Raw genomic sequence first — 26,378 nt, 5'->3', positions numbered from 1 at the left:
GCGCGCGCATCATGGGGTCTTCCGACACGCTGCTCGCGCGCTTCATGGCGCTGCATCCCAAGCTGATCGACCTTTCGCTCGGCCGCATCCTCACCCTGCTGGAGCGGCTGGGCGATCCCCAGAAAAAGCTGCCGCCGGTGATCCATGTCGCCGGCACCAACGGCAAGGGCTCGACCATCGCCTTCATGCGGGCGATCCTCGAGGCGGCGGGCCTGTCGGTGCATGTCTACATCTCGCCGCATCTGGTGCGCTTCCATGAGCGCATTCGGCTGGGCGCGCCCGGCGGCGGGCGCTTCGTGGAAGAGAACACGCTGGTCGAGGCGCTGGAGCGCTGCGAGGCCGTCAATGCCGGCGATCCGATCACCTTCTTCGAGATGACGACGGCCGCGGGGCTGCTGCTCTTCGCCGAGCATCCGGCCGACGTGCTGCTGCTCGAGGTCGGGCTCGGCGGTCGCTTCGACGCCACCAACGTCATCGCCCATCCGGCCTGCACGGTGGTGACGCCGGTCTCGCTCGACCATTCCGAATATCTCGGCGACACCGTGACCAAGATCGCCGGCGAGAAGGCCGGCATCTTCAAGCGCGGCGCCCCGGCCGTGATCGCGCCGCAGGAGCCCGAGCCGACCGCGGTTCTCGAAGCCGCCGCCGAACGTGCCGGCGCCTCGAAGATCCTGATCGGCGCGCAGGACTTCAACGTCCACGAAGCCGGCGGGCGACTGGTCTACGAGGATCAGGACGGTCTGCTCGACCTGCCGCTGCCGCGTCTCGCCGGGCGCCACCAGCACATCAATGCCGGCACGGCGATCGCGGCCCTGCGCGCCGCCGGTTATGGCGGGCTGCCCACACGCGCCTTCGAGGACGGCATGCGCAACGCCGACTGGCCGGCGCGCTTGCAGCGGCTGGCACGGGGACATCTCGCTGCGCTGGTGCCGGAACGCGCCGAGCTCTGGCTCGATGGCGGGCACAATCCCGATGGCGGGCGCGTGCTGGCGCAGGCCATGGCCGATCTCGCCGACCGCAACCCGGCACCGCTGGTGATGATCGCGGGCCTGCTCTCGACCAAGGACGCCGCTGCCACGCTCGGCCATTTCAAGGGCCTGGCCCAGATGCTCTACGCCGTGCCGATCCAGAACTCGCTCGCCGCCCGCCCGGCCGAGGAAGTCGCGGAGGCCGCGCGCGGCGCGGGCCTGCCGGCCGAGACCGCCAGCTCCGTCGAGCAGGCGCTGCGAACGATCGCCGCCGGCGATTGGCCCGCGCCGCCGCGCATCCTGATCTGCGGCTCGCTCTATCTGGCCGGCGAGGTGCTTTCGGCCAATGGCACGCTGCCGGCTTGAGCCGCCACAGGGGAAGGTCGGCCCTGCACTGCCGCTGAGGAAACATCCATGCCCATTCCCGGTCTGACGATCCTGGCCGCGACATTTCTCTGCGGCCTGCTCGGCGGCTGCGTCACCTCCGGCGGCACGACCGCGTCCGAGGAAGGCGCCGAACGCGTGGCGGCCGGCAAGCCGACCTTCCTGCGGCAGACCTATATGACGATGGACGAGCACTGCCGACCGGTGAAGCGCCCGTCCGGCGTGCTGACCGAGCCGCCCGTTCACGGCAAGGTCCGGATGGCGACGAAAAACGCCAAGGCCGAATACGGGCCGGGAGACCATCAGCACTGCGACGGCAAGCTCGGCCCCTCGCTCGCCTTCGAGTACACGGGACGGCCGGGTTATCGCGGCCCGGACAGCTTCGGCGTGCGCGTGCGCTACAATGACGGCGAGATCCGCCAGGCGCGGTTCAAGGTCGAGGTCTACTGAACAGCGAAAGGCGGTCCCCCATGCAGCGCAGCTTCGGAGCCGGCGGACCGGCCGTTTCCACCATTGGCCAGGGAAGCTGGTATATCGAGCAGGGTGACCGGCGCGCGGCCATCGCGGCGCTCAGGCGCGGGCTCGATCTCGGGCTGAGCCATATCGACACCGCCGAAATGTATGGCGACGGCCGTTCCGAGGCGATCATCGGCGAGGCCATTGCCGGGCGGCGCGATGAGGTCTTCCTCGTCTCGAAGGTGCTGCCGCACAACGCCTCGCGGAAGGGCGTGCGCGCCGCCTGCGAGCGCTCGCTACAACATCTGAAGACCGACCGGCTCGACTGCTACCTGCTGCACTGGCGCGGGCCGCATCCGCTGGCTGAGACCTTCGCTGCCTTCGAGGCGCTGAAGCAGGAGGGCAAGATCCTGTCCTGGGGTGTCAGCAATTTCGACGAGGACGATCTCGACGAGGCGCTGGCCGCCGTCGGCAAGGGCAAGATCGCCTGCAACCAGGTGCTCTATCACCTGCGCGAGCGGGCCATCGAGCACGCCGTAATCCCATGGTGCGAGCGGCACGGCGTCGCCGTCACCGCCTACAGCCCCTTCGGCCATCACGACTTTCCGGAACCGGGCAGCGCGCAGGGCAAGGTGCTGGCCGAGATCGCGCAAGCGCATGGCGCGACGCCCCGGCAAATCGCGCTCGCCTTCCTGACGCGAAGGCCCGCCGTCTTCGCCATCCCGAAGGCCGGCAGCGCCGCCCATGTCGAGGACAATGCCGGCGCGCTGAATCTCACCCTGTCGGAAAGCGACGTCGCCCGGATCGATGCCGCCTTCCCGCGCGGGCGCAAACCATCCTCGTTGCCGATGATCTGAGGGCGCTGGAAACCACGATCCGCCTTATCGCTTTACAGGCCTGCCTGCCCGCGCTTTCCTAGAGTCAAGGGCAAGGCCGTCACAGAGCCCGCGAACGCCCGCTCGACAGTTGTTGCGTTTTCGGAGTCTCGGCCATGCGTCGCTTTCTCGGCATTCTTGCCGTTCTGTTCCTGTCCGTTTTCGGTGCCGCCAAAGCCCAGGCCGGCGTCGATGTGAAGGTCGACATCGCCGCGCAGCGGATGACGGTGACCGCTCCCAATGGCGAGACCTATGACTGGAAGATCTCGTCAGGGCGAACCGGCTTCCGCTCGCCGAACGGCGTCTACCGGCCGACGCGCCTCGAAAAGAACTGGTACTCGCGCAAATATGGCGGCGCGATGCCCCATGCCGTGTTCTTCCGCGGCGGCTATGCCATCCACGGCACGACCTCGATCGCCGCGCTCGGCCGCCCGGCCTCGCATGGCTGCATCCGGCTGCATCCGGCCAACGCCGCCAAGCTCTTCGCGCTGGTGAAGAAATACGGCGCGAGCCAGACGCGCATCGCGCTCAACGGCGCCGCGCCCGACAATCTCTCGCGTTTCGCCAAGGCCTCCACGCACAAGGCCAAGGCCGCCCATGTCGCCAAGCTCGGCGGCAGCAAGGCGAAGGTCGCCAAGGCCAAGACGCAGCACAGCCCGGCCGTCGCCACGGCGCGGCAGGGCGGCAGCCATGGCTGGGAAGCGGCACGCGGCCAGATCATGCTGCGGCCCGCCATCCCCGCCGACGCCTATGGCTATCAGCCCTATTATCCGAGCGGCTACGGTTACGGCTGGCGTTGAGGCGCGAGCGCCTCGGGCGCGATCCTCAACCAGCCCTCCAGCGTCTCGCCCGGCTGAAGCCGCTTCAGCGGCGCAGCAGTGCGGGCCGCCGGCTCGCTCGGCGCGCCGATGGCGTGGCTCTGCGGCTCGACGCAGAGGAAATCCGCGCCCGCCGGGGCCCAGACCACCGGGCAGTTCAGGCTCTCGCTCGCGGTCAGCGTGAGCGCGAGGCCGGTCGAGGGCGTCTCGATCCGCGCCGTCCCGTCCCAGTCGAGAAAGCTCCAGGCGGTGACGTCGTCGCGGCGAAAGGGTTTTGGCGCGACATAGGGTCCGCCATCATCGAAACTCTGCTGCCCGGTCGCGCGGAAGGCTTCGCCGAAGACGAGCGCGCCGGCGGCCCGCATGACGAGGCGCGTATCCGCGGCGCAGGGAAACCAGGGATGGTGCCCGATTCCGTAAGGGAGTGCCGTGTCCGCCTCGTTCTCGATCGACAGGCGAATGGTCATACCGTCCTGGCCGAGTGAAATCTCCTGCCGGGCCCGGTAACGATAGGGGTCGGGGCCGTCGGTGCGGCGATGCTCGAGCACGGTATGGCTGCGGTCATACCGCAGCACCTGCCAGTCCGCCTGCCAGCCGAAGCCGTGGATCGTACCGCCGCCGCCCGGATCGTTGGACGGGACGAGGAAACGCCGCTCGCCATCGTCGACCACGCTCCCGAAGGCGCGATTGGCGAAGGGCAGTAACGCCCATGTTCCGCAGAAGATGGGCGAGGCCGTCGAAAGCGGTTCGTCGCCGGACGGCTTCAGCAGAGCGTGCAGGCGCCCGTCCGGCCCAAGCCAGTCGAGACGGGAGACGATGCCGCCCGCCTCCGGAACGATCATGGCCTTCAGGCCGGCGGCTTCGAGCTCGAGCATCGGGATGTCCAGAATCAGGGAATGCGCGATGGAGATTCGCGCCATGGCGGTCGGCATACAAGTCTCGCCATGGGGCTCTTGACCGGGCCTCGCGCCGCGAGGACATTGCGCTCCCTTCTGGAGCCTGCCATGCCCAAACCACTGATCGCGCTCGACTGGGGCACAACCCGCGCGCGCGCCTTCCTGATCTCCGAAGCCGGTGAGGTCGCGATGCGGCGCATGGCCGATCAGGGCATCCAATCCGTGCCGGCTGGTGGCTATCCGGCGGCTTTCGAGGCGCTCGCGGGCGATCTCCGGCGCGCCGCGCCCGAGGCGGCGATCGTGCTGGCCGGCATGGTCGGCAGCCGCAATGGCTGGGTCGAGGCGCCCTATGTCGCCTGCCCGGCCTCGCCTGAGGCGATCGCCGCCGCCGGCATCACCGTGGAACTCACCGCGGGCACCCATGCGACGATCCTGCCGGGGCTGAGCTGCGACGATGGCAGCTTCGACGTGATGCGCGGCGAGGAGACGCTGGTCGTCGGGCTCGGTCTCACGGACGGGCTTGCCTGCCTGCCGGGAACCCATTCGAAATGGGCGGAGGTCAAGGGCGGGCGGATCACGCGTTTCGCCAGCTTCATGACCGGCGAGATCTATGGGCTGCTGCGCAACCAGTCGATCCTCGCGCGGCTTGCCGAGGAGCCCGCCGGCGACGACGCCAACAGCGGCGCCGCACGCGGCTTTGCTGCGGCGAAGCGCCCCGCCGGCCTGCTCAACGCCGCCTTCGGCGCCCGGACCGAGGTGCTCGCCGGCCGGATGAAGGGCGGCGAGGTCGGGCCGTTCCTCTCCTCACTGCTGGTGGCGCAGGAGATCGCCGGGGCGCAGGCGCTGTTCGGCCGGACGGGTCGCATCCAGCTCGTCGCCGACGGCGTCATGGCGGAGAGCTATGGCGCCGGGCTCGCGGCGGCGGGCATCGAGGCTGTCGTCACGACGCCGGAAGCCGCCTTCGTCGCCGGCGTGCGGCGCCTCGCAGCGGGCCTCACCCGATGATCCTCGTCTTCGGTTCGATCAATATCGATCTGGTCACGCCGGTCGAGCGCCTGCCCGGCGCCGGCGAGACGGTGCTCGGGCCGGATTACGCTGTCCATCCTGGCGGCAAGGGCGCCAACCAGGCGCTGGCGGCACGGCGTGCCGGAGCCGCCGTCACCATGGTCGGAGCGACCGGCCGGGACGGCTTCGGCGAAACGGCCCTGTCGCTGCTGGCCGCCGACGGCGTCGACCTCGCTTATGTCGCGCAGGTCGATGCGCCGACCGGCGCGGCCTTCATCGCCATCGACAGCGAGGGCGCCAATCAGATCATCGTCGCCGCGGGCGCCAATGCGCAGGCCAGCCCCGACGCCCTGAGACAGATGACCCTGGGGTCCGAGGACATCCTGCTGCTGCAGCGGGAGGTGCCGGAGGATGGCTGCCTCGAGGCCGCGCGGCTGATGAAGCACGCGGGTGGCCGCGTCATCCTCAACCTCGCGCCGGCCGGGGCTCCCGCGCCGGCGCTGCTCGATCTCGTCGACATCCTGATCGTCAACGAGCATGAAGCGCTCGTCCTCGCGCAGTCCCTCGGCTGGCCCGAACGCGACCCCAACGCCATCGCCCAGCGCCTCGATGCCGAACGCGGCATCATCGGCATCGCCACATTGGGCGCGGCCGGCGTCGTCGGCTGGCAAAGCGGAGTGCGGCGGCGCCTCGAAGCGCCCCGCGTCACGGTCGTCGACACGGTCGCCGCGGGGGACAGCTTCACCGGCGCCTTCGCCGCCGCGCTGGCGGCCGGCTATGGGCTCTCGGGCGCGCTGCAGCGCGGGCTGGCGGCCGGGTCGCTCGCCTGCACGCGGGCCGGCGCACAGCCGAGCATCCCGCGCGCCGAGGAGATCGCCACGCTCGTCGGGCAGTCCTTTCTATGAATGCGGTAAGCCCGGGTTAAGCCTGACGGCGACAAAGGCGCGCTCCATTCGCGATTTCCGCCGATTTCGCGGCTCGCCGTTCACGCTTCGTCAGGCTTGACGGCGTGATGCTCCGCCCCGAGCAGTGCCGCCGCCCCATGTCGCGGGAGGCCCTGCTTGCGAGAAGCGGAGCGAGGAGCCGTGGCGAATCCGTCGAGCTGGGCCTTGGGCGTGGCAGCAACCGCCATCGGCGTCGCGCTATCCTATACGCAATGGCTCGCCCCCAAGGTCGAGGCCGAGCCCATGGCGACAGCCGCGTCGACGACCTCCCGGGCGCCGGCACCGCGTGGACCGACGACGCTCGCCGTCGCCGCCGATTATCGCGGCCACTACATCGTCCATCCGACGATCGACAACTACCGGGTCAAGATGATGGTCGATACGGGGGCCAGCATCGTCGCGCTCACGGCCGACGATGCCCGGGCGCTCGGGATCAAGCCCGACAGGCAGGGCCGGCGCATGATGCTGAACACCGCCAATGGCGCGGTGGCCGCGACCAGCACCATGCTGCGGGAAATCCGGCTCGGCGAGATCATCGTCCGCAATGTCGAGGCGGTGGTGATGCCGCCCGGAGCGCTCTCGATGAGCCTGCTCGGGAACTCCTTCCTCGGCAAGCTGCAAGGCTATGAGGTCCAGACCGGGCGGATGGTGCTGCGCGGCTGATTATCTCGCCGCGACGGTTCGCAAGGCGCCCCGCGCGCCGAAGAGGCGGCGGTAATCGGCATTCGCCAAAAGCTGCCGGCGGCCGAGCCCGGACAGGAAATCGACCTCGTCCGCTTTCAGCGACAGCTTGTAGCTGAGTTGAAGGATACGGGCTTTCTCCGCCGCGTCCCGCACATCCGCCAGCGACAGCCGCACCACCGTGACATCCAGCCTGTCGCAACCCCGCTCCGCGTCCTTGCCGCCGCAACGCCACCGTATCAATCGCTCGCGCCAAAGCCCGGCTTCGTGCTCGAGCATGTCGAGACCGGTACGGCTCCCCGTGTCGATCATCGCATCGATCGAGGCGGTGATCATGTCCACAGCGCCGGGCCCTTCCACAGTCTTCGAGAGGTCGCCGCCGATGCGTAGCGACGCGTCGGCGACAATGAGGATGACCCGCCGGAGGTGGCGGGCCGCGCCGGCACGCAAAGGGGCCGGAGTGGGCCGGTTCATGGCCCTGACGAGGTTGTGGACCGCGAGATTATCGACCAGGCCGCCATCGAGCAGCTTGAGATAGCGCAGATCCGCTTCGGTTTCGTAGCGCTTCTGCGATTCCTCGACATGGCGGGCGAGGGCCGACCTTCCGGGCGTCGCTGCTTTTCGGGCCGAAAGCGGACAGTCCGGACTGAAATTCTCCAGAACGACCGGCGCGAACAGGACCGGCACCGCGGAGGAGGCGGCGACGGCATGGGCCAGCGGAAAGCTGTCATAGTCGCTACAGATCGCCCGGAAGCTTGCGCGATCGAACGCGAAAGGCGCGCGGTTGTAGAGATCGGTCGCGTGCAGCAGGAGGCGGGGGCCCTTGCCACGGCCGAGGCTCCCCAAGGTCGCGCCGTGATAGAGGTGCGTGTCGAGCCAGGCCCCGAAGCCGGTCAGATCGTTGACGCCGCCGCGATAGCCGCGCAGCAGATTGACGGGTGTGATCGCCGTCCGCAGGGCCGCCTCGGGATCCTGGTCGAGATAGTCCCGCCTGAAGGCGCCGAGCCCCGCCGGGCCGTACAAGGCGAAATGAGCGGCGAGGATGCCGCCGCCGGAAACGCCGGCCACCGCCGCGACCTGATCCGCCAGCGTCAGCGCCGTTCCGTCGCGCGCGGGCTGCTCCGCCAGGGCCGACAGCACGCCATAGCCGAAGGCGGCCGAACGCGCTCCGCCCCCGGAGAAAGCCAGAATGATCGCGGTCGATCCCGTCTCGTCCGGGAAAGAGGACGTGTGGAGCGACGCCGTCGTTTCCGCCAGCGGCAGATTGGAGGGCTGGTTCGACGGGCTCGCGCAGGCACAGAGGCCGAGCGCGAGCATCATCGTCGTGACGCGAGCGCATTTTCGAGCAAAGCGGGCCCCGGCTTGCTCGACGAACATGCGATGGAACAGGGCGAGGGAGCGTTCCCGCGTTTCGGAAACATGCGGAATGTCTCCGGAGGCGAGAGGGCATTGCTTTCGCGTGTTGTCGGCGCCCGGTCGCCTGAGCGATCTTGAAACCATGTCGCGTGCCATCTCCGCCGCGACAGGTCCTCATCGTCGGGATTGCGCGGGCGATCCGGCATCGCCTGCGTCGATTATCCCAGCATTATCCACGTCGGCCCGGCAGCGCGGCACATGGTCGTCAGCAAGCAGGTCGGGGCAGGCTCAGGCGAAAGCAGGCCCCGAGCGGGCGATCCAGCACGGCCACGGACCCGCCATGGAGCCGGGCGATTTCCTGCACCAGATGCAGGCCGAGGCCGGCGCCGCGATCCCGCGGCGCCATGCGCGAGAACGGCTCGAAGATTCGTTCCCGCTCTTCGGCAGGGATACCCGGTCCCTCATCGGTGACATCGACCGTGCGTTCATGGCCGACGCGGATGGTGATCGTCCCGCGTCGCCCGCCATGCTGGATGGCGTTCTGCACCAGATTGGCCAGAGCCCGCTCGAACGCGGCCCGATCGCCAAAGACGTCAACAGGTTCGGCCTCCGCCTCGAAAGCCAGTTCGTAGCCCCCGGCGATGGCGAGAGGCGCGAGATCGACTGCGACGCGCCGCCCCAGCGCGACGAGATCGAGCGCGGCGAAGACCTCCCGATCCCGCTCCAGCCGCTGCAGATCGAGCAATTGCTCGGCCATGACGGCAAGCCGCGCGACATCCTCCAACAGCCGCACACGCTGCGGCGTGTCCTCGAGTGTTTCCAACCGCGTCTGCAGGATCGCGATGGGCGTGCGCAATTCGTGAGCCGCGTCGGCGAGGAAGCGCTTGCGCCGGGCATGGCCCTCGTCGAGCCGTTGCAAGGCGCGATTGACCGCGTCGACCAGCGGCGTCACCTCGCTCGGGGTGAAGGTGGCGGTGAGCCGCGCGCCCTGACGGTCGAGGTCGATCTGCTCCGCTTCCCCGGCGACGGCTTCGAGCCCCCCGAGCGCGCGGCTGACAACCGCCGGCGTCCCCACGACGGTGGCGAGCGCCATGACCGCAAGCGCCGGCAGGACGAAGCTCGCGAAGACGATCAGGACGGCCTGTATCAGCCAGCCCAGCGGCGCTTCGGCCCCGGGCCCGGTCACGACCTGAATCTCGCCCGCAGCACTCGTGATCCAGCGCATCTGGGCGTTGGCTCGCGGCGGATCCCCCAGGTTCCAGCCCAGACGTGCATTGCCGACATCGTCCAGGCCATTGCCCATGCGCGCGAAATGAGGCGGCGGCGCACCCTCGGTCAGCTTATGTCCCTGCCGATCGCGCACGATGAACCAGAGGTCGGGCACGGTGGAGCGCAACCGCTCGAGCTCCGGCGTCGCCTGCAATGCGAGACCACCATCGGTACCGCGCACGACCGCGGTCTTCAAGGCATCGATGGTGACATCCTCGGATTCGAAATTGAACAGATGACCGCCGAGATAGAGCGCCCCAACGATCAGCAGCACGAGAAGCGACAAAAGCGCCGCCTGGAGGGCGAGCAGGCGCCGGACAAGCCGCCATTTCAAGGAATATGAAGGAGGGACGGGCCGGATCATGCCGCCCGCTTCAGCAGATATCCGATGCCGCGAATGCCGTGGATTTCCAGCTTCGCCCCGGCCTTCGCCAATTTGTGCCGGAGACGCGAGACATGCATGTCGAGGGCATTCGACTGAATCTCGTCATCGAAGCCATAGACGGCCTCTTCCAGGGCGGAGCGCTGGACGGTTCGTCCATGCCGGCGCAACAGCGTTTCGAGCACCAGCAATTCGCGACGCGGCAATTCGAGCACGCGCCCCTCGACGGTGGCGCAGCGATGGCGCCAATCGAATTCGAGGCCGCCGATGCGCAGGATGTCCGGCGCCAGATCATGAGGCCGGCGCAGCACGGCACGCAGCCGCGCCAGGAGCTCCTCGACCGCGAAGGGCTTGGCCAGATAATCATCCGCCCCGACGTCGAGGCCCCTGATCCGCTCGCCGAGCTCGCCGCGCGCGGTGAGGACGATGACGGGTGCCGTCGATTTTCGGGCGCGCAGGCTGGCCAGCAGCGTCAGGCCGTCGCCATCGGGCAGGTTGCGATCGAGCAGCACCGCGCTGTGGACGCTCGCCGCGACCGCCTCCTCGCCTTCGGCCAAGCTCGATGCATGATCGACCACCATGCCGTTCTGGCCGAGGGCGGCCCGCAGCGCCGCCGCCATCTCGGGCTCGTCCTCGACAAGGAGAATACGCATCGATGCGACCCGGTTGCTACGTTGCGACGCAGCGGTCGCATGTCCGGCCCAGGCCGTAAAGTGCCCGAGACGCCCTAGCCCTCGCTGGCCTGCGGCGCCGCGATGCGATCCTCAGAAGATCGGGCAGGGGGGCGTCCCGGTCTGGACGACCTGCTCGATGCTGGCTGAGCCGACCGCCTGGCCCGAGCGCGGGCGCGTATAGATCGGATCGTCGCCAAGCGTGAAGGTGCGGGTCAGGACATAGCCGACCATCGGCGTGTATTTGTAGCTCGCCCGCGCCATGATCACAGAGGTGCTGGGCACGCGAATACTGTCCGGCAACGTTACCGTCGTTCCGCGCGCCAGCGCCTGGCCATTGCGCTGATTGCTCCAGCAGACCTTGGCGATGCCGCCGGCATCGATGACGACGCTGGAGATGACCATGCTTATGTTCGCGGAGTCGAACGGCATCAGCACGGCCTGAGCCGCATTGAAGATATTCTCGATCTCGTCGGGAGGGAGCGGCGAGCGCCGCGCGCTCAGGTCGGCCAGGGCCAGGGTCAACTGCGTCACCTTGCGATTGGCCATCACCATCTGCGCGACATCGACAGTTCCGCAATAGACGACCAGCATCACCGGCAACGCCAGGGCGAACTCGGCCAGCGCGAAGCCTTCCGTATCGCACCGAAAGCGGTGCCAGCTCCGCGCTTTCGAAGATGTCGTCACGTGAAAGGCTCCGCCCGGAAGGTCGTCGTCGCCACCAGTGCACGGTGACCGGCGCCAATATTGGCCAGCGACGTCGAGGGCCAAGCTGTCAGGAACAGGCGATAATCGAGCACCGCACGGGCCACGACGATCTGGTCGGGCTGCGGCTGATTATAGGAAAAGCCGTTGGTGTTCAGCACGCCACCAGCGGCGGGGTTGGTCGTGCCGTTCCTAGCGTCGGTGAAGTTCGTGTAGATCTTGATGTCGACGAACAGCTTGGAACAGTCGATCAACCCCATCGGCGCTAGGGCGCAGATGTCGTTGCGGAAGGCCTGGGCGTTCAGGGCCGGATTCGTCGAGGTATAGCGATTCTTCGACTGTCCAGTGAGCAGGAGACGCGAAGCCTGGGAGAGCGATTCCTCAAGTACCTGGTTCGTCCAGAACATCAGCGCCGTCTCGATGATCGCGAAGAGGAAGGCGAAGAATGGCAGCGCGACGATGCCGAACTCGATGGCGGCAGCACCGTCCTGCGCGCGCCGGAACCTCCCGATCAGCCGCATCCTGCCGCGCCCGCGGGGCCCATCGTCACCGGCATCAAAAGGAAGAGACGTCATCCGATCCGCAACCCGCTGCTGCTCTCGAGCCCTCGCCCGATGCGGACGTCTTACAGCCAAAGAATTTCGGATCGGTTAGAGCCCGACGAGCTTCCTCGAAAGCAGCAGGAAGACTTCGTTTACCAAAGGCGGTCGGCCCGCCGGCCGCTCATTGCGCAGGCGCGCCGCTGCGGCCCGTGGCCAGCGCGTTGCGGCTCGACGTCTGCGCCCCGGCCTCGCCGAAATATTTCGGCGCATCGCCGAGCTGCACCGATGGCTGGCACTCCGGCGTGCAGGAATAGCTCTCGCGATCCATGCCACGCTGGACGGTCAGTACGGAATCGGAAGCCGCGCTCACGCGCACGAGCGATTCCGCGAGAAGGGAGCCGCCGGCATCGAGCGCGATGAGATTCGTGACCCCGAAGCTCTTGCCGGTCACGACCATCACCCCGTTGCGCTGAACGGCGACATCGGCAATCGCCGGATTTCCGACGATGACGGTCTGCGCCCTTTCCGGCAGGCGGACGACCTTGGCATGGTCGACCAGCACCACGACGCTTTCCAATGTCACGGATTGCGGCGCAGCGAGCACGGCCTGGGCTGACAGAAACGGCACAAGCAGCAGGCCTGCGAGGGTCCGGCACATGCGGGAACGATGTCCTGCCGAGCTCCGGAAAGTGAACATGGGCGGCGCCTCGAAGTTTGCGACCCGGCCAGCAAAGCGCAAAATGATGAACCAAACCCTAAACCCCTCTGGCGCAAGGTTCTCAGGGGAGGCCGCCGAGATTGACCAAGGGGAAAAAATCGCGAGAGGCTTTTCGTTACGGGAAATTCCCGGGATTCAACTCCGATTTTGAAAATGCTTAAATTGGATATTTACCGAAATCGATTTCGACTTACTTGTATAAAATCTCCAACGCCAAGTATCAAATCTTGTAAATCACGCGTTAACCACGGAACAATTGCCTTTTATTCGAACCGAATTCTTCGTTTCGTTTAACCGTTCGGCAAGGCGCTCCCGCTAACGTCGTTCCTGTCGCTGACCGAAGCCAGCTAGAGCGAAGGCAGCCGTCAAACCGTGGTAAGAGGAGTTCTCACATGACCAATGTTTTCGCTCGCTTCGTCAAGGACGAGTCCGGCGCAACCGCCATCGAATACGGCCTGATCGCCGCCCTGATCGCCGTCGCCGCCATCACCGCGATGACCCAGATCGGCACCGACCTGTCGGGCCTGTTCAACCGGATTGCCGCCCGGCTCGCCTCCGCCGCGCCGGCCTCCTGATCGCCCGAACTGTTCTTAGAGACTTATTGGGACGCCCTGGCCAAGCCGGGGCGTTCGACTTTCAGGTTGCAGTTTTCGCTATTACCGTAAGGCTTGGGTGAAAACTCTCGACCATACTGGCAAGGAATGTCCGGAGTTTCGCCGTATGTCGCCGTCACTCGTACTCGTCCTCGGCCTTTTCCCGCTCGCCATGGCCTATGCGGCGGCGAGCGACCTCGTCGCAATGACGATCTCCAATCGACTCTGCCTCGCCCTAATCGCCGGCTTCGCGATCTGCGCAGCCGTGCTCGGGCTGAGCGTCGTGGAGATAGCCTGGCATCTTGCTGCAGGAGCGCTCGTCCTGGCTGTCACCTTCGGCCTCTTCGCGGCGGGCTGGATCGGGGGCGGCGACGCCAAGCTTGCGGCGGCTACGGCACTCTGGTTCGGCTTCGACCAGTTGGGCTCCTATTTTGCGATCGCCGGCATCCTCGGCGGAATTCTGACTATACTTCTTCTTAGGCTGCGTTCCCAGCCGCTGCCGGCACTGGCAGAGAAATGGCGTTGGGCGCGACGGTTGCATGCAGCAAATGAAGGGGTTCCCTATGGGATAGCGCTGGCTTTCGCCGCCCTTTTGGTGCTGCCCGAGACGGCGATCTGGCGAGCCGCAATCGGCCTGTGACGGCGGCCTGCTGCCGTAGCGGCAGCAAATTCCAAACGTATACGTCCCATTAACTATAAATTGACGTTTCCCGAAGACGATCCCGGTCAAGGGCCAGCTTCGATTGGCCGAGGATCAAACGTCAATGAGCCCCGCCCGCATCATCATTCTCGTCGTCGCGCTGGCCGCCGGCCTGGGCGCCGCGCTCCTCGTCCAAAAGCCCTCGCAAGCGCCTGCTCCCATCGCCAAGGTCGAACCGGCGCCGACCGTGCCCGTGCTGGTGGCCGCAGCGGACATCTCGATCGGCAACACCGTCTCCCAGAACGATCTGCGCTGGCTCGACTGGCCGCTCGCCAGCGTGCCGGCCGGCGTCATTCGCAAGGACGAGACTCCGGAAGCCGATAAGGAGATCATCGGGCAGCTCGCGCGCTATGCCGTCCTCGCCGCCGAACCGATCCGTCGCGAGAAGCTCATCAGGACCGACGGAACCGGCTTCCTTTCAGCCGTCCTCCCCACGGGCATGCGCGCGATCGCGATCTCGACCGACAGCCGCGGCGCCAGCACGGCCGGCGGCTTCATCCTGCCGAACGACCGTGTCGACGTGATCTGCACCTGGAAGGGTGAATCGGCCAACGGGCGCGGCGCCGAGGCATTCGTCAGCGAAACCCTGCTGCGGAACATCCGCGTCCTTGCCATCGGCCAGAACGTGCAGGAACGCAACGGCGAGAAGGTGGTCGTCGGCGAAACCGCCACCCTCGAGGTCGACCCCGGCCAGGTCGAGACCCTGATCCAAGGCCAGAAAACCGGAACGCTCTCACTGGCCCTGCGCAGCCTGAAGGACGCCGGCGACAACGCTTCGCAGCCTGCCCGCAACAACGACAATGCGATGACCCTGGTGCGCTACGGCATCACCACCAAGAGCGTGAAGCCATGATCCGACCGCCCACCCGCCTAACCTCCGCCAGCCTCGCCGCCGCGCTCCTGCTGTCGGCTTCGCATGCCTTCGCGCAGGCGACCGGGCCGGCGCCCGTCCTGAATGTCGGCACCAGCGAATACGCGCTCTCGCGCAAGCTCGACCTCTCGATCGGCCGGTCGCTCGTCGTGGAACTGCCGCGGGACGCCAAGGAGGTCTTCGTCGCCAACCCGAAGGTCGCCAACGCCGTGGTCCGGACGGCGCGCAAGCTCTTCGTCATCGGCATCGCCGACGGAGCAACCTCTATGTTCGTGATGGACAGCGAGGGGCGCCAGATCACCGCGCTCGAGATCAATGTCGGGCGCGACCTGAACGTCCTGCGCCAGACGCTGCGGACCGCCCTGCCGAACTCGCAGATCGAGATCAAGCCGGCCGGCGACTCGATCCTGCTGGTCGGCACGGTGCCCAACGCTTCCGAGGCGACCCAGGCCGTCGACATCGCCAACGCCTTCGTCGGTGTCTCCGACAAGTCGGACAAGAAAGGCTCGGTGATCAACTCGCTGACGATCCGGGATCGCGACCAAGTCATGGTCAAGGTCGTGGTGTCCGAGGTACAGCGCAAGGCGATCAAGCAGCTCGGCATCAACTCCACCGGCGAATGGAAGCTGGGCAAGTTCTCGGTCACGCCCTCGATCGACAATCCACTGCCGCTCCAGCCGCAGGCGCTCTCCGCCACGGCGATCACGGCCGGCCTCGGCAACGCCCAGAACTTCACGCTGCGCGCGCTGGAGCGCGCCGGCATGGCGCGCGTCCTCGCCGAACCGACGGTCACCGCGATTTCGGGGGAGACGGCGAAGTTCACCGCCGGCGGCGAGGTTCCGGTCCCGAAGGGCCAGAACTGCTCCTACGACACCTTCAATCGGCGCAGCTGCCAGATTCAGATCGAGTACAAGCCTGTCGGCGTCACGCTCAATTTCACGCCGATCGTCCTGTCCGACAACAAGATCAGCATGCGCATCGCCACGGAGGTCACCGAGCTCGACTTCGAGAACCAGCTGCGGTTGGGCGGCTCCGACGATGCGGGCCTCAATATGCCGGCCTTCCGCGTCCGCAAATCCGATACGACCGTCGAGCTCCCCTCCGGCGGCACGCTGGCCACGGCCGGCCTGATCCAGCGCGTCACGAAGCAGTCGCTGAACGGCCTGCCCGGCCTGATGAACCTGCCGGTCATCGGCACGCTGTTCCGCTCGCGCGATTACCAGCGCGAGGAGACCGAGCTGATGATCACGGCGACGCCCTACATCGCCAAGCCGATGCAGCCGAACCAGGTCCAGCGCCCCGATGACGGCTTCGTCGAATCCCACGACGCCCAGGCGATCCTGCTCGGCCGTCTCAACAAGATCTATGGCAGCGGTGGCGGCGCGGTTCCCCAGGCCTATCGGGGCCGGGTGGGCTTCATCGCCGACTGAGCGCGTCACAAGAAGTGGATGGCCTGACGATGACCGCACCCTCCCGATCCGGCTCCCCGTCCTCCGCGCGGATGGTCGCCGCTCTTCTCGTCACCGGTGCACTGGCTGCCGGATGCGCCGGCAAGGCCGAGACGACAGCCTCGCTCGCCCCCATCGACGTGCGCGAAAGACATCCCATCGTGCTGAAGGACGCTCCCCGCTCCCTCGACGTCTTCGTCGGCCGTTCGGGCGCTGCGCTCGACCACCGCCAGAGCGAGGACGTCGCCGATTTCGCCCGCGAATATCGCCGCTCCGGACGGGGCGGAATGGTCGCCGAGGTTCCGACGGGCGATCGGCGCGACCTCGCGGCCCGCGACACGCTGGGCGGCATCCGCGCGGCGCTGGCGCGCGGCGGCGTCTCGCCCGGTGCGCTCTCCGTGCGGACCTATCCGGTCCGGGATCCCGGCCTGGCCTCGCCGATCCGGCTGACCTTCGCCTCGCTGCAGGCGACGCTGCCGCATGAATGCGGGCAATGGCCGACCGATCTCGGCAGCTCGGACTTCAAGTTCTCCGCCTCCAACGAGCCCTACTGGAACTTCGGCTGCTCGACGCAGGCGACGCTCGCCGCGCAGGTCGCGGATCCGATTGATCTCGTGCGCTCTCGCAACGAGGGCCGGCCCGACATCGTCAAGCGCATGGGCGCCATCGCCAAGATCCGCGAAGGCAAGGATCCGTCGACGGAGTACCGGTCGACGACGCCGCAGATCAACTCCGCGGTCGGAGGCGGGACATGACGTTTCCCGAATCGGGCGAAATCCAGCCGGGCGTGCCCGGCGGCGAGGAGATCGTGGCGCCGCTGCCGCGCATCACACTTCAGGCCTTCTGCGAAACGCCGGCGGTGGCTGCCGCCATGCAGGGGGTCGTGGCGGACCGGCGCATGGACAAGGCCCATGCCCGCATCCAGATGGGCGGCCCCGCTGCGGCGGTGGAAGCCTTCCGCGCCGCGCCCACGCCCAATGTCATCGTGCTCGAAACCGTCTCCGATCCGGCGACGCTGGTCGCCAATCTCGACGCGCTGTCGGAGAGCTGCGATGCCGGCACCAAGGTGGTCGTCATCGGCCATGTCAACGACGTCCAGCTCTATCGCGACCTGATCCGTCGCGGCGTCAGCGAGTATCTCATCGCGCCGCTCGAAACGCTCGACGTGCTGCGCACCCTGTCGGAGCTCTATATCGCGCCGGAGGCCCGCCATCTCGGGCGCGTCATCGCCGTGACCGGCGCCAAGGGCGGCGTCGGCGCTTCGACGGTCGCCCACAACATCTCCTGGGCGATCGCCCGCAGCCTCGACGCCTCGACCGTCATCGTCGATCTCGACATCGCCTTCGGGACGGCCGGCCTCAACTTCAACCAGGATCCGCCGCAAGGCATCGCCGAGGCGGTCTTCGCTCCCGAGCGCCTCGACGCCAATATGCTCGACCGGCTGCTCTCGCGCTGCAGCGACAACCTCGCGCTGCTCGCGGCGCCGGCGATGCTCGACCGGACCATCGATCTCGGTGAGGAAGCGCTCGAGCAACTGCTCGACCTGCTGCGCGCGAGCGTGCCCTACATCGTGCTCGACGTTCCACATCAATGGGGCGCCTGGGTAAAGCGCACCTTGCTGGGCGCGGACGAAATCGTGATCGTGGCGGAGCCTGAGCTCGCCTCGCTGCGCAACGCCAAGAACTTCATCGACCTCGCCCGCGCCGCGCGCCCCAACGACACCGGCGCCAGGCTGGTGCTCAACCAGGTCGGGATGCCGAAGCGGCCGGAGATCGCCGCCGCCGAATTCGCCAAGACCCTCGGCGTCGAGGTGCTGTCGACGATCCCCTTCGATGCACAGCTCTTCGGAACGGCCGCGAACAACGGCCAGATGATCGCGGAGGTGCAGGCCGGCAGCAAGGCCAACGAGGCCTTTACCCAGATCGCCAGCGCGCTCACCGGACGTGGCGAGGCACGGCGCGGCAGGCGCAGCCTGCTCGAGCCGCTGGTTTCCAAGCTGAAGCGCCGCAAAGCCTCATGACGCGCCGCGACCTCCCAGATTTCGACGTCATCGCGGCGCCGGGCGCCGCGAGCGCCCGCGCCGGAGACAATTGAGATGTTCGGCAAGCGATCCGCAGGCCCTGCGACCGCGCCGGCCCTGGCCCCGAGAGCTCCTGCCGCCGCCACGGCGCCGCGCAAGCCGGAGCCGGTCGCGGCCCTGTCGGAGGACCGCAAGGTCGCGGCCCAGGAGACGCCGCGCTCCGAAGAATACTACCAGATGAAGAGCATGATCTTCGGGGCGCTGATCGAGGCCATCGATCTGTCGCAGCTCGCGAAGCTCGATGCCGAATCGGCGCGGGAGGAAATCCGCGACATCATCAACGAGATCATCTCGCTGAAGAACGTCGTGCTCTCGATCGCCGAGCAGGAGGAACTGCTCGACGACATCTGCAACGACGTGCTCGGCTACGGCCCTCTGGAGCCGCTGCTGGCGCGCGACGACATCGCCGACATCATGGTCAACGGCGCATCCCGCACCTTCATCGAGACCGGCGGCAAGATCCAGCTCACCAACATCCGCTTCCGCGACAACGCGCAATTGATGAACATCTGCCAGCGCATCGTCAGCCAGGTCGGCCGGCGCGTCGACGAGAGCTCGCCGATCTGCGACGCGCGCCTCGCCGACGGCTCCCGCGTCAACGTCATCGCGCCACCCCTGGCCATCGACGGGCCCGCGCTCACCATCCGCAAGTTCAAGAAGGACAAGCTGACGCTCGACCAGATCACCAAGTTCGGCGCGATCTCGCCGCCGGGCGCGGAGATCCTGAAGATCATGGGCAAGGTCCGCTGCAACATCGTCATCTCCGGCGGCACGGGCTCCGGCAAGACGACGCTGCTGAACTGCCTGACCAACTATATCGAGCATGACGAGCGCGTCATCACCTGCGAGGACGCCGCCGAGCTTCAGCTCCAGCAGCCCCATGTCGTACGCCTCGAGACCCGCCCGCCCAATCTCGAAGGCACCGGCGCGGTAACGATGCGCGATCTCGTGAAGAACTGCCTGCGCATGCGCCCCGAGCGCATCATCGTCGGCGAGGTGCGCGGGCCCGAGGCCTTCGACCTGCTGCAGGCGATGAACACCGGCCATGACGGCTCGATGGGAACGCTGCATGCCAATACGCCGCGCGAGTGCCTGAGCCGTATCGAATCGATGATCACCATGGGCGGCTTCTCGCTACCCTCGAAGACGTTGCGCGAGATGATCTGCTCCTCGATCGACGTGATCATCCAGGCCCAGCGCATGCGCGACGGCTCGCGCCGCATCACCCACATCACCGAGGTGATGGGCATGGAAGGCGAGGTCATCATCACCCAGGACCTGATGACCTACGAGATTCTCGGCGAGGACGCCGCCGGAAAGCTGATCGGGCGCCACCGCTCGACCGGCGTCGGGCGACCCCGCTTCTGGGAGCGCGCCCGCTATTTCGGGGAAGAGCAGCGCCTGGCCGCCGCCCTCGACCAGCTCGAACAGATGGGCGAGGGCCATGTCACCTGATCGCAGCAGCCCCGGCAGGATGGGCAGGCCATGAACACGAGCGTCCTCGCCGTCGCCGCTCTGGCCATGCTCGCGGTCGGCGGCGTGTTCTACGCGCTGTTCTACCCGATGCTCAGCGGCGAGAAGCGCGCCGAGAAGCGACGCAAGGAGTTCGCGACCCCGGTCGCGGCGCGCGGCATGGACCGGGAGACCCAGGCGCGGATGAAGCGCGGCCAGATCGCGCAGAGCCTGAAAGAGATCGAGAACCGGGAAAACGCTCGCCATAAGGTCACGCTCGAAACCCGCATCGCCCAGGCCGGCCTGACCTGGTCGCGGAAGAAATACTACGTCGTCAGCGCAGCCTGCGCGGCGGGGCTGGGTTTCCTGTTGTTCATCGCCAGCGGCAACCCGGTCCTCGGCGTCGTCGGCCTCTTCATCGGCGGTTTCGGCCTGCCGGTCTGGTTCCTCAAGCGCTGCAAGGTCCGGCGGCTCAAGAAGTTCGGGATCGAGTTCCCCAATGCCATCGACGTGATCGTGCGCGGCATCAAGGCCGGGTTGCCCGTCAATGACTGCCTGCGCATCATCGCCAGCGAGGCGGCCGAGCCGGTGCGCGGCGAGTTCCGCCAGATCATCGAGGCGCAGGCGCTCGGCCTTCCGCTCTCGGAAGCGACGGTGAAACTGTTCGAGCGGATGCCCTGCGCCGAGGCGAATTTCTTCGGCATCGTCATCGCGATCCAGCAGAAGACGGGCGGCAACCTGTCCGAGACCCTCGGCAACCTCTCGCGCGTGCTGCGCGAGCGCCGCAAGATGCGCGACAAGATTCAGGCGGTGTCGATGGAGGCCAAGGCATCGGCGGCGATCATCGGGTCGCTGCCACCGGTGGTCGCTGGGCTCGTCTATCTGACGACGCCGAAATACATCGAGTTGCTCTGGCTGACCCAGGCCGGCAAATTCGCGCTGGTCGCCAGCGGCATCTGGATGCTCATCGGCGTGCTGGTGATGCGCAAGATGATCAATTTCGACATCTGAGGCGATGCGATGCTGTCCCTGATCATCGCCAAAGTCACCGATCCGCAGTTCCTGCTGGCCTTGCTGGCCGCCGTCGCGGCGGCGGCCACGGTGCTGACCATCGCGATCCCGCTGACCGAGGGCAACAGCCTGCAGAAGCGGATGAAGAACGTCGCGACCGAACGGGACAAGATCCGCGCGCGCGAACGCGAGAGGCTGAACCGCCAAGGCGAGAAGGTGAGCCTGCGCCAGGAACCCAAGGCCTATATGCGACGCATCGTCGAACAGTTCAAACTGGGCGACTGGCTCGGCACCGAGACTGCCAAGCGGCAGCTCTCGATGGCGGGCTACAGGGGTCCGCAGGCGGAGATCGGCTTCCTGTTCTTCCGGCTTGCCGTCCCGGTCGGCCTCTTCCTGTTCACCCTCCTCTACGTCTTCGTGCTCAACGATTTCGGCCAGTCTTTCATGGTCCGGTGCGGCATCGCCATCGCAGCCGCCTATCTCGGCATCAAGGCTCCCGAGCTGTTCCTGTCCAATCAGATCAGCAAGCGCCAGGCCTCGATGCGCCAGGCCTTTCCCGATGCCCTCGACCTCCTGCTGATCTGCGTCGAATCCGGCATGTCGATCGAGCTCGCCTTCCGCAAGGTCTCGACCGAGATCGGCAGCCAGTCCGTGGCGCTGGCCGAGGAATTCGCGCTGTGCACGGCCGAGCTCTCCTATCTCGCCGAACGCAGGCTCGCCTATGAGAACCTGGCGCTGCGAACGGGGCTCGAGGGCGTCAAATCCGTCTCGACCGCCCTGATCCAGGCGGAGCGCTACGGCACGCCGCTCGGCACGGCGCTCAGGACGCTCGCTCAGGAAAGCCGGGACCAGCGCATGAACGCCGCCGAGAAGAAGGCCGCCGCGCTGCCGCCGAAGCTCACCGTGCCGATGATCCTGTTCTTCCTGCCGGTGCTGTTCGTCATCATCCTGGTCCCGGCGCTGGTGCAGGTCTTCAAGTGGCAGTAAGCGCGCCGGGGCCAGGCAAGACCTCGTTGTAGGATCTCACTGAAAATGAGCCTGTCCCATTCGATTTGAGCCTGACGATGGCGCATTTGAGCGTGATATGCGCAGAATACTCCTTCTGGCCGTCACGGGCCGAGCGACGCGCATCGAACAGGCTCTGCTCGGCCGCGATCAGCTCCGCGACCCCCCTCTCGCCGTGGCGATCACGTTGGCACCATCGGACGTCGCACACCGGAGCGAACTGTCACTCGTCTCGCATGGTTACTCAGCCGCATGCGCATAGGCGAGTGGCGAAGTCTCGACGCTCGGCGCGGCTTCAGCCTCATGGGCGGTCGCGACCGTCGGCTTGATCCGGAACCACGCAGCATAGAGCGCCGGCAGGAAGAGCAGGATGAGCACCGTCCCGACCGCCGTGCCGCCGATCAGCGTATAGGCCATCGAACCCCAGAAGACGGAGTGGGTCAGGGGAATGAAGGCCAGAACCGCGGCGAGCGCCGTCAGGATGACCGGCCGCGTGCGCTGAACCGTCGCTTCGATGACGGCATGATAGTCATCGAGCCCCGCGATCTGGTTCTCCTTGATCTGGTCGGTCAGGATCAAGGTGTTGCGCATCAGGATGCCCGCCAGCCCGATGAGGCCCAGGATCGCGTTGAAGCCGAAGGGCTGGTTGAAGGCCAGCAGCGTCGGCACCACGCCGATCAGGCCGAGCGGGGCTGTGAACAGCACCATCGTCATCATCGAGAACGACCGCACCTGGACCATGACGACGATCAGGGTCACGGCGATCATCAGAGGAAAAATCTTGCCGAGAGCATCGTTCGCCTTGGCTGCCTCCTCGATCGAGCCGCCCATGTCGATGCGATAGCCGGCCGGCAGCGCGTCGATCAGCGGCTGGAGCGCGGCCCGCACCTGCTTGGAGACCTCTGGAGGCTGCGTCGCCTCGTTAACTTCCGAACGGACCGTGATCGTCGGCATCCGATCGCGCCGCTTCAGCACCGGCTCCTCGTAGCGGATCTCGGAGTGTCCGATCTGGTCGAGGGGGATCTGCCGCCCGTCCCGACTCATCAGGGAGAAGTCGGCAAGACGCGTCGGGTCGAGACGTTCGGCGCCGGCGCTGCGGGCGATGACCGGCACGTTGCGGATGTCTTCCCGGACCTGTGTGACCGGCACCCCGCTCAGCAGGAACTGGAGCTGCTGGCCGACCTGCGCCGGCGACAGGCCGATCAGGTTGAGGCGGTCCTGGTCCGGCACGAAGCGCAGGACCGGCGTGCGGTTGCCCCAGTCGCGGTTCGCTTCCCGGACATCGGGGATGCCCCGCATGACCTGCAGGGCCTGTTCGGAGATCTTGTAGAGTTCAGCCGGGTCGGGACCGACGATGCGGAACTCGACGGGGAATACCGAGGGAGGCCCGAAGACGAATTGCGTGGCGCGGACATAGGCCTCGGGCGCGAGCCCGTTCGAGATCTCCTCTCGCAGCCGAAGCTTGAGCTCTTCACGCGCATGGGCATCCGGCGTCAGCACGACGATCTTGGCGAAAGCCGGATCGGGCAGCTCCGGCGAAAGCGCGAGGAAGAAGCGCGGCGCGCCCTGACCGACATAGCTGGTGACAATCTTGGCTTCGGGCTGCCGTTCGAGCCAGCGCTCGACCTTTTGGACTGCGGCGGTCGTGGTCTCGATGCTGCTGCCTTCCGGCAGGCGGATTTCAACGAGCACCTCGGGCCGGTCGGAGGTGGGGAAGAACTGCTGCTTCAGCCCGCCCATGCCGACGCCGGAGAGAGCGAAAGCGATGCCGACGATCGCGCAGGTCAGAAACTTGTGGTCGACCGCGAAGGTGATGAGCCGCCGCAGACGCCGATAGTTCGGCGTGTCGTAGATCGCGTGCGTACCGCCTTCGATCGGCTTGATCTCCGGCAGCATCTTGACGCCGAGATAGGGCGTGAACACCACCGCCACGATCCAGGACACGATCAGCGCGAAGCCGACCACCCAGAAGATGTTGCCGGCGTATTCGCCGGCCGTGGAAGAGGCGAAGCCGACGGGCAGGAAGCCGGCGATCGTCACCAGCGTGCCCGAGAGCATGGGCGCGGCAGTATGGCTCCAGGCATAGGCGGCCGCCTTGATGCGGTCCATGCCCTCTTCCATCTTCACGACCATGACCTCGATGGCGATGATGGCGTCGTCGACGAGGAGGCCGAGCGCCAGGATCAGCGCGCCGAGCGTGATGCGGTCGAAGAACCGGCCGGTCTCCAGCATGATGAAAAACACGGCCGCGAGCGTGATGGGGATCGCCGCTGCGACCACGATCCCGACGCGCCAGCCGAGGCTGAGCAGGCTGACGAGCAGCACCACGCCGAGCGCCATCGCGAACTTCATCATGAACTCGTCGACGGACCCGGCAATGTTGACGGCCTGGTCCGTTACCTTTTCGAGCGACATGCCGAGCGGCAATGTCCGGCCGATCGCGGCGGTCTTGTTCTCGAGATCCTTCCCGAGCGTCAGCCCATTCCAGCCGTCCTGCATCACTGCGGCAAGCATGAGACTGGGCTCGCCCTGATGCCGGATGATGAAGCTCGGCGGATCCTCGTAGCCACGGCGGACATCCGCGATATCGGACAGCTTGAGGGTCCGGCCTCCGGCGACGATCGGCGTGTCGGCGATGGCCTGGACGCCCTCATAGGCGCCGTCGACCCGGATGAAGACGCGCGGGCCCTTGGTGTCGACCGAGCCCGCCGCCGTGACCGTATTCTGACGCTGCAGGGCGGTGACGATGTCCTGGGCGGAAACGCCCAGCGTCGCGAGCTTCGCATAGGAAAACTCGACGAAGATCTGCTGGGGGCGCTCGCCGAGGATGTTGACCTTCTTGACGCCGGGAACGTGCAGGAGATCCTGCCGAATGGTTTCGGCTTGCCGCGCCAGCTCCCGCATGGGCAGACCCTGCGCCTTCAGCGCATAGAGCGCGAAGCTGACGTCGGAATACTCGTCGTTGACGAAGGGACCGAGCACGCCGGGCGGCAGGTTGCGCGCCTCGTCGGCGAGCTTCTTCCTCGCCTGATAGAACTCCTCCTGCACCTTGGAAGGCGGCGTGGCGTCCTTCAGGTTGACCGTGAGGTAGGCATAGCCCGGTCGTGTCGTCGTCTCGACGCGGTCGTACCAGGCGAGCTCCTGCAGCCGCTTCTCCAGCGGCTCGGCGACAAGGTCCTGCATCTCGCGGGCCGTCGCGCCAGGCCACACGGAGGTGACCGTCAGCGTCTTGATGGTGAAGCTCGGATCCTCGGCACGCCCGAGCTTGACGAAGGCGTAGGCGCCAGCCGCGACGAGCAGGAGGATCGTGAAGAGGGTGACGGCGCGTTCGCGGACCGCGATGGCCGAGAGATTGAAGCTCATCGCGAGACCGCCTTGACGTTCGAGGAAGTCCGGACCGGCTGGCCTTCGCGCAGGAGATGCGCCCCGAGCGACACGATCTGGCGGCCGGCCTGCAGCCCCGAGACGACCGCCGTTTCGCTTGTGACGCGAACGAGACGCACGGGTTGGAACGTCACGGCGGAGCCCGCATCGTCGAGAAGCCAGACGCCGGTCTTCTGTCCGTCGTCGAGAACTGCTCCGAGCGGAATCTCCGTCTCGGCGTCAGTCGCTATATCGGACAAGCGGACCGTAACGGTCGCGCCCAAAGGCGCCAGCGCAGCCTCGCTTTCGAGGACATAGCGAGCCTCATAGGTCCGGGTCTGCGGATCGGCCGAGTCGGACAGCTGGCGCAGAGTGGCGCGGAAGCTGCGCCCCGCGACGCCGTAGAGCGTCGCCTGCGCGGCGGAGCCGATCGGGGGCCTGACCGTTTCGGGCAGGACCACCAACGCCTCTCGGGGGCCCGTCTGCGCGAGGCGGGCGACCACCTGCCCTGACGCGACGACCTGCCCGGGCTCCGCCAGGGTCTCGACGATGATCCCGTCCGCGTCGGCGACCAGCACGGCATAGTTGAGTTCGTTTTCCGCGACATTCGCCTCGGCTTCTGCCGCGGCGGCCTGGGCCTTGGCGGTGTCGAGCGCGGCCTTCGCCTGCTCATAGCGCTGGGGGCTGGCGGCGAATCCATTCTTCACGAGCACCGCGTAGCGCGCCTCGTCGGCCGTCGCCTGCGTCAGCACGGCCCGGGCGGCGATGGCCGCGTTGCGCTTGGCGGTGAGCGCCAACCGCAGATCGGTCTCGTCAACCCGCAGCAGCGGCTGTCCCGCCTTCACGGACTGGCCGATATTGACCAGCCGTTCGACGACCTTGCCCGGGACGCGAAAGCCGAGATTGCTCTGGACGCGTGCCGCAATGACGCCCGTAAAGCGCCGGTCGGCGCCTGTGACCGGGCTTGCCGTCGACACGCGCACGATCGGCGGTTCCTGCCGGGAGTCGACAGCCGCCAAAGGAGCGGCTTTGTGCCCGATCAGCATAACGGCGCCCCCGATCCCGGCGGCGACCACGATGCCCCCGACTGCGAGCAGGGCGAACCGGGATTTCCTTGTCATGATGCTTACCAAATAGATTGCGTCCGACATCTATGACGGTTATAGAGTGTGAACGCAATCTAAT

25 protein-coding genes are annotated in these 26,378 nt (G+C 67.0%); 16 read left to right on the top strand and 9 right to left on the bottom strand.

Features of this window, described 5'->3' with window-relative positions:
• Window positions 1-11 precede the first annotated feature (11 nt).
• From GGC47_RS12210 to GGC47_RS12195, 4 genes are all read left to right on the top strand, one after another.
• Complete coding sequence (locus GGC47_RS12210) at window positions 12-1,334, top strand: bifunctional folylpolyglutamate synthase/dihydrofolate synthase (RefSeq protein ID WP_038364856.1); 1,323 nt, start codon at window positions 12-14, stop codon at window positions 1,332-1,334.
• Window positions 1,335-1,382: 48 nt separating this feature from the next.
• Window positions 1,383-1,802, top strand: coding sequence for a hypothetical protein (locus GGC47_RS12205; protein WP_038364859.1), 420 nt, complete (start codon window positions 1,383-1,385; stop codon window positions 1,800-1,802).
• Window positions 1,803-1,822: 20 nt separating this feature from the next.
• Window positions 1,823-2,665, top strand: coding sequence for an aldo/keto reductase (locus GGC47_RS12200; protein WP_142022399.1), 843 nt, complete (start codon window positions 1,823-1,825; stop codon window positions 2,663-2,665).
• A gap of 134 nt (window positions 2,666-2,799) precedes the next feature.
• Complete coding sequence (locus GGC47_RS12195) at window positions 2,800-3,483, top strand: L,D-transpeptidase (RefSeq protein ID WP_142022400.1); 684 nt, start codon at window positions 2,800-2,802, stop codon at window positions 3,481-3,483.
• On the opposite strand, the gene GGC47_RS12190 is transcribed toward GGC47_RS12195, so the two are convergent.
• Entirely contained in the window at window positions 3,468-4,433 is a 966-nt protein-coding gene (locus GGC47_RS12190) for an aldose epimerase family protein (protein ID WP_142022401.1), read from the bottom strand. The two genes, GGC47_RS12195 and GGC47_RS12190, sit on opposite strands and share 16 nt — an antisense overlap.
• A 72-nt stretch (window positions 4,434-4,505) precedes the next feature.
• Between GGC47_RS12190 and GGC47_RS12185 the strand changes: the two genes are divergently transcribed.
• From GGC47_RS12185 to GGC47_RS12175, 3 genes are all read left to right on the top strand, one after another.
• The gene (locus tag GGC47_RS12185) at window positions 4,506-5,402 is read left to right on the top strand and encodes a 2-dehydro-3-deoxygalactonokinase (protein WP_185747977.1); all 897 of its coding nucleotides are present in this window, start codon (window positions 4,506-4,508) and stop codon (window positions 5,400-5,402) included.
• Entirely contained in the window at window positions 5,399-6,307 is a 909-nt protein-coding gene (locus GGC47_RS12180; protein ID WP_142022403.1) for a ribokinase, read from the top strand. Before GGC47_RS12185 ends, GGC47_RS12180 begins: the two co-directional genes overlap by 4 nt.
• Window positions 6,308-6,487: 180 nt before the next feature.
• Window positions 6,488-7,009, top strand: a complete 522-nt coding sequence (locus GGC47_RS12175; protein WP_142022404.1) for a retropepsin-like aspartic protease family protein — start codon at window positions 6,488-6,490, stop codon at window positions 7,007-7,009.
• On the opposite strand, the gene GGC47_RS12170 is transcribed toward GGC47_RS12175, so the two are convergent.
• From GGC47_RS12170 to GGC47_RS12145, 6 genes are all read right to left on the bottom strand, one after another.
• A complete protein-coding gene (locus GGC47_RS12170; protein WP_185747978.1) occupies window positions 7,010-8,347 on the bottom strand; it encodes a patatin-like phospholipase family protein in 1,338 nt (445 codons plus the stop codon).
• A gap of 301 nt (window positions 8,348-8,648) precedes the next feature.
• Window positions 8,649-9,938 carry a sensor histidine kinase gene (locus GGC47_RS12165; RefSeq protein ID WP_429068193.1) on the bottom strand — a complete coding sequence of 430 codons (1,290 nt, stop codon included), beginning with the start codon at window positions 9,936-9,938 and terminating at the stop codon, window positions 8,649-8,651.
• Between the two features lie 74 nt (window positions 9,939-10,012).
• Complete coding sequence (locus GGC47_RS12160) at window positions 10,013-10,687, bottom strand: response regulator transcription factor (protein ID WP_142022407.1); 675 nt, start codon at window positions 10,685-10,687, stop codon at window positions 10,013-10,015.
• Window positions 10,688-10,798: 111 nt separating this feature from the next.
• Window positions 10,799-11,392, bottom strand: a complete 594-nt coding sequence (locus GGC47_RS12155; protein WP_185747979.1) for a TadE/TadG family type IV pilus assembly protein — start codon at window positions 11,390-11,392, stop codon at window positions 10,799-10,801.
• Window positions 11,389-11,931 carry a TadE/TadG family type IV pilus assembly protein gene (locus tag GGC47_RS12150; RefSeq protein ID WP_185747980.1) on the bottom strand — a complete coding sequence of 181 codons (543 nt, stop codon included), beginning with the start codon at window positions 11,929-11,931 and terminating at the stop codon, window positions 11,389-11,391. The genes GGC47_RS12155 and GGC47_RS12150 overlap by 4 nt, the downstream gene beginning before the upstream one ends.
• A 202-nt stretch (window positions 11,932-12,133) precedes the next feature.
• Window positions 12,134-12,610, bottom strand: coding sequence for a pilus assembly protein N-terminal domain-containing protein (locus tag GGC47_RS12145; RefSeq protein WP_142022410.1), 477 nt, complete (start codon window positions 12,608-12,610; stop codon window positions 12,134-12,136).
• Window positions 12,611-13,062: 452 nt separating this feature from the next.
• Between GGC47_RS12145 and GGC47_RS12140 the strand changes: the two genes are divergently transcribed.
• The 9 genes from GGC47_RS12140 to GGC47_RS12100 all read left to right on the top strand — a co-directional run bounded on the left by GGC47_RS12140 (window position 13,063) and on the right by GGC47_RS12100 (window position 21,812).
• The gene (locus tag GGC47_RS12140) at window positions 13,063-13,245 is read left to right on the top strand and encodes a Flp family type IVb pilin (protein WP_142022411.1); all 183 of its coding nucleotides are present in this window, start codon (window positions 13,063-13,065) and stop codon (window positions 13,243-13,245) included.
• 97 nt (window positions 13,246-13,342) lie between these two features.
• On the top strand, window positions 13,343-13,903 hold the full coding sequence (locus GGC47_RS12135) for an A24 family peptidase (protein ID WP_429068187.1): 561 nt from the start codon (window positions 13,343-13,345) through the stop codon (window positions 13,901-13,903).
• Between the two features lie 124 nt (window positions 13,904-14,027).
• The gene (gene cpaB / locus GGC47_RS12130; RefSeq protein WP_142022413.1) at window positions 14,028-14,816 is read left to right on the top strand and encodes a Flp pilus assembly protein CpaB; all 789 of its coding nucleotides are present in this window, start codon (window positions 14,028-14,030) and stop codon (window positions 14,814-14,816) included.
• On the top strand, window positions 14,813-16,264 hold the full coding sequence (locus tag GGC47_RS12125) for a type II and III secretion system protein family protein (RefSeq protein WP_133560363.1): 1,452 nt from the start codon (window positions 14,813-14,815) through the stop codon (window positions 16,262-16,264). Before cpaB ends, GGC47_RS12125 begins: the two co-directional genes overlap by 4 nt.
• Before the next feature lie 29 nt (window positions 16,265-16,293).
• A complete protein-coding gene (locus GGC47_RS12120; protein ID WP_142022414.1) occupies window positions 16,294-17,037 on the top strand; it encodes a CpaD family pilus assembly protein in 744 nt (247 codons plus the stop codon).
• The gene (locus tag GGC47_RS12115; RefSeq protein WP_142022415.1) at window positions 17,034-18,302 is read left to right on the top strand and encodes a CpaE/TadZ family protein; all 1,269 of its coding nucleotides are present in this window, start codon (window positions 17,034-17,036) and stop codon (window positions 18,300-18,302) included. The genes GGC47_RS12120 and GGC47_RS12115 overlap by 4 nt, the downstream gene beginning before the upstream one ends.
• Before the next feature lie 75 nt (window positions 18,303-18,377).
• Window positions 18,378-19,817, top strand: coding sequence for a CpaF family protein (locus GGC47_RS12110; RefSeq protein ID WP_142022416.1), 1,440 nt, complete (start codon window positions 18,378-18,380; stop codon window positions 19,815-19,817).
• A gap of 30 nt (window positions 19,818-19,847) precedes the next feature.
• Window positions 19,848-20,825, top strand: a complete 978-nt coding sequence (locus GGC47_RS12105) for a type II secretion system F family protein (protein WP_112762463.1) — start codon at window positions 19,848-19,850, stop codon at window positions 20,823-20,825.
• Window positions 20,826-20,834: 9 nt separating this feature from the next.
• Complete coding sequence (locus GGC47_RS12100) at window positions 20,835-21,812, top strand: type II secretion system F family protein (protein ID WP_112762462.1); 978 nt, start codon at window positions 20,835-20,837, stop codon at window positions 21,810-21,812.
• Window positions 21,813-22,070: 258 nt separating this feature from the next.
• On the opposite strand, the gene GGC47_RS12095 is transcribed toward GGC47_RS12100, so the two are convergent.
• Window positions 22,071-25,193, bottom strand: coding sequence for an efflux RND transporter permease subunit (locus GGC47_RS12095; protein ID WP_142022417.1), 3,123 nt, complete (start codon window positions 25,191-25,193; stop codon window positions 22,071-22,073).
• Window positions 25,190-26,239, bottom strand: a complete 1,050-nt coding sequence (locus tag GGC47_RS12090; RefSeq protein ID WP_429068423.1) for an efflux RND transporter periplasmic adaptor subunit — start codon at window positions 26,237-26,239, stop codon at window positions 25,190-25,192. The genes GGC47_RS12095 and GGC47_RS12090 overlap by 4 nt, the downstream gene beginning before the upstream one ends.
• Window positions 26,240-26,378: the final 139 nt, after the last annotated feature.

The organism is Allobosea sp. OAE752 (assembly GCF_050433265.1).
GTDB classification, from domain to species: Bacteria; Pseudomonadota; Alphaproteobacteria; order Rhizobiales; family Beijerinckiaceae; genus Allobosea; species Allobosea spartocytisi.
Note: the sequence above shows the minus strand (reverse complement) of the source record. Positions and strands in the feature narration are given on the sequence as shown.

Bases quoted from the DNA above. Each gene is read 5' to 3' on its own strand.
- GGC47_RS12210 (WP_038364856.1), top strand. From the start codon at position 12: ATGGGGTCTTCCGACACGCTGCTCGCGCGCTTCATGGCGCTGCATCCC.
- GGC47_RS12205 (WP_038364859.1), top strand. From the start codon at position 1,383: ATGCCCATTCCCGGTCTGACGATCCTGGCCGCGACATTTCTCTGCGGC.
- GGC47_RS12200 (WP_142022399.1), top strand. From the start codon at position 1,823: ATGCAGCGCAGCTTCGGAGCCGGCGGACCGGCCGTTTCCACCATTGGC.
- GGC47_RS12195 (WP_142022400.1), top strand. From the start codon at position 2,800: ATGCGTCGCTTTCTCGGCATTCTTGCCGTTCTGTTCCTGTCCGTTTTC.
- GGC47_RS12190 (WP_142022401.1), bottom strand. From the start codon at position 4,433: ATGCCGACCGCCATGGCGCGAATCTCCATCGCGCATTCCCTGATTCTG.
- GGC47_RS12185 (WP_185747977.1), top strand. From the start codon at position 4,506: ATGCCCAAACCACTGATCGCGCTCGACTGGGGCACAACCCGCGCGCGC.
- GGC47_RS12180 (WP_142022403.1), top strand. From the start codon at position 5,399: ATGATCCTCGTCTTCGGTTCGATCAATATCGATCTGGTCACGCCGGTC.
- GGC47_RS12170 (WP_185747978.1), bottom strand. From the start codon at position 8,347: ATGATGCTCGCGCTCGGCCTCTGTGCCTGCGCGAGCCCGTCGAACCAG.
- GGC47_RS12160 (WP_142022407.1), bottom strand. From the start codon at position 10,687: ATGCGTATTCTCCTTGTCGAGGACGAGCCCGAGATGGCGGCGGCGCTG.
- GGC47_RS12150 (WP_185747980.1), bottom strand. From the start codon at position 11,931: ATGCGGCTGATCGGGAGGTTCCGGCGCGCGCAGGACGGTGCTGCCGCC.
- GGC47_RS12145 (WP_142022410.1), bottom strand. From the start codon at position 12,610: ATGTGCCGGACCCTCGCAGGCCTGCTGCTTGTGCCGTTTCTGTCAGCC.
- GGC47_RS12140 (WP_142022411.1), top strand. From the start codon at position 13,063: ATGACCAATGTTTTCGCTCGCTTCGTCAAGGACGAGTCCGGCGCAACC.
- cpaB (WP_142022413.1), top strand. From the start codon at position 14,028: ATGAGCCCCGCCCGCATCATCATTCTCGTCGTCGCGCTGGCCGCCGGC.
- GGC47_RS12125 (WP_133560363.1), top strand. From the start codon at position 14,813: ATGATCCGACCGCCCACCCGCCTAACCTCCGCCAGCCTCGCCGCCGCG.
- GGC47_RS12120 (WP_142022414.1), top strand. From the start codon at position 16,294: ATGACCGCACCCTCCCGATCCGGCTCCCCGTCCTCCGCGCGGATGGTC.
- GGC47_RS12115 (WP_142022415.1), top strand. From the start codon at position 17,034: ATGACGTTTCCCGAATCGGGCGAAATCCAGCCGGGCGTGCCCGGCGGC.
- GGC47_RS12110 (WP_142022416.1), top strand. From the start codon at position 18,378: ATGTTCGGCAAGCGATCCGCAGGCCCTGCGACCGCGCCGGCCCTGGCC.
- GGC47_RS12105 (WP_112762463.1), top strand. From the start codon at position 19,848: ATGAACACGAGCGTCCTCGCCGTCGCCGCTCTGGCCATGCTCGCGGTC.
- GGC47_RS12100 (WP_112762462.1), top strand. From the start codon at position 20,835: ATGCTGTCCCTGATCATCGCCAAAGTCACCGATCCGCAGTTCCTGCTG.
- GGC47_RS12095 (WP_142022417.1), bottom strand. From the start codon at position 25,193: ATGAGCTTCAATCTCTCGGCCATCGCGGTCCGCGAACGCGCCGTCACC.
- GGC47_RS12090 (WP_429068423.1), bottom strand. From the start codon at position 26,239: ATGCTGATCGGGCACAAAGCCGCTCCTTTGGCGGCTGTCGACTCCCGG.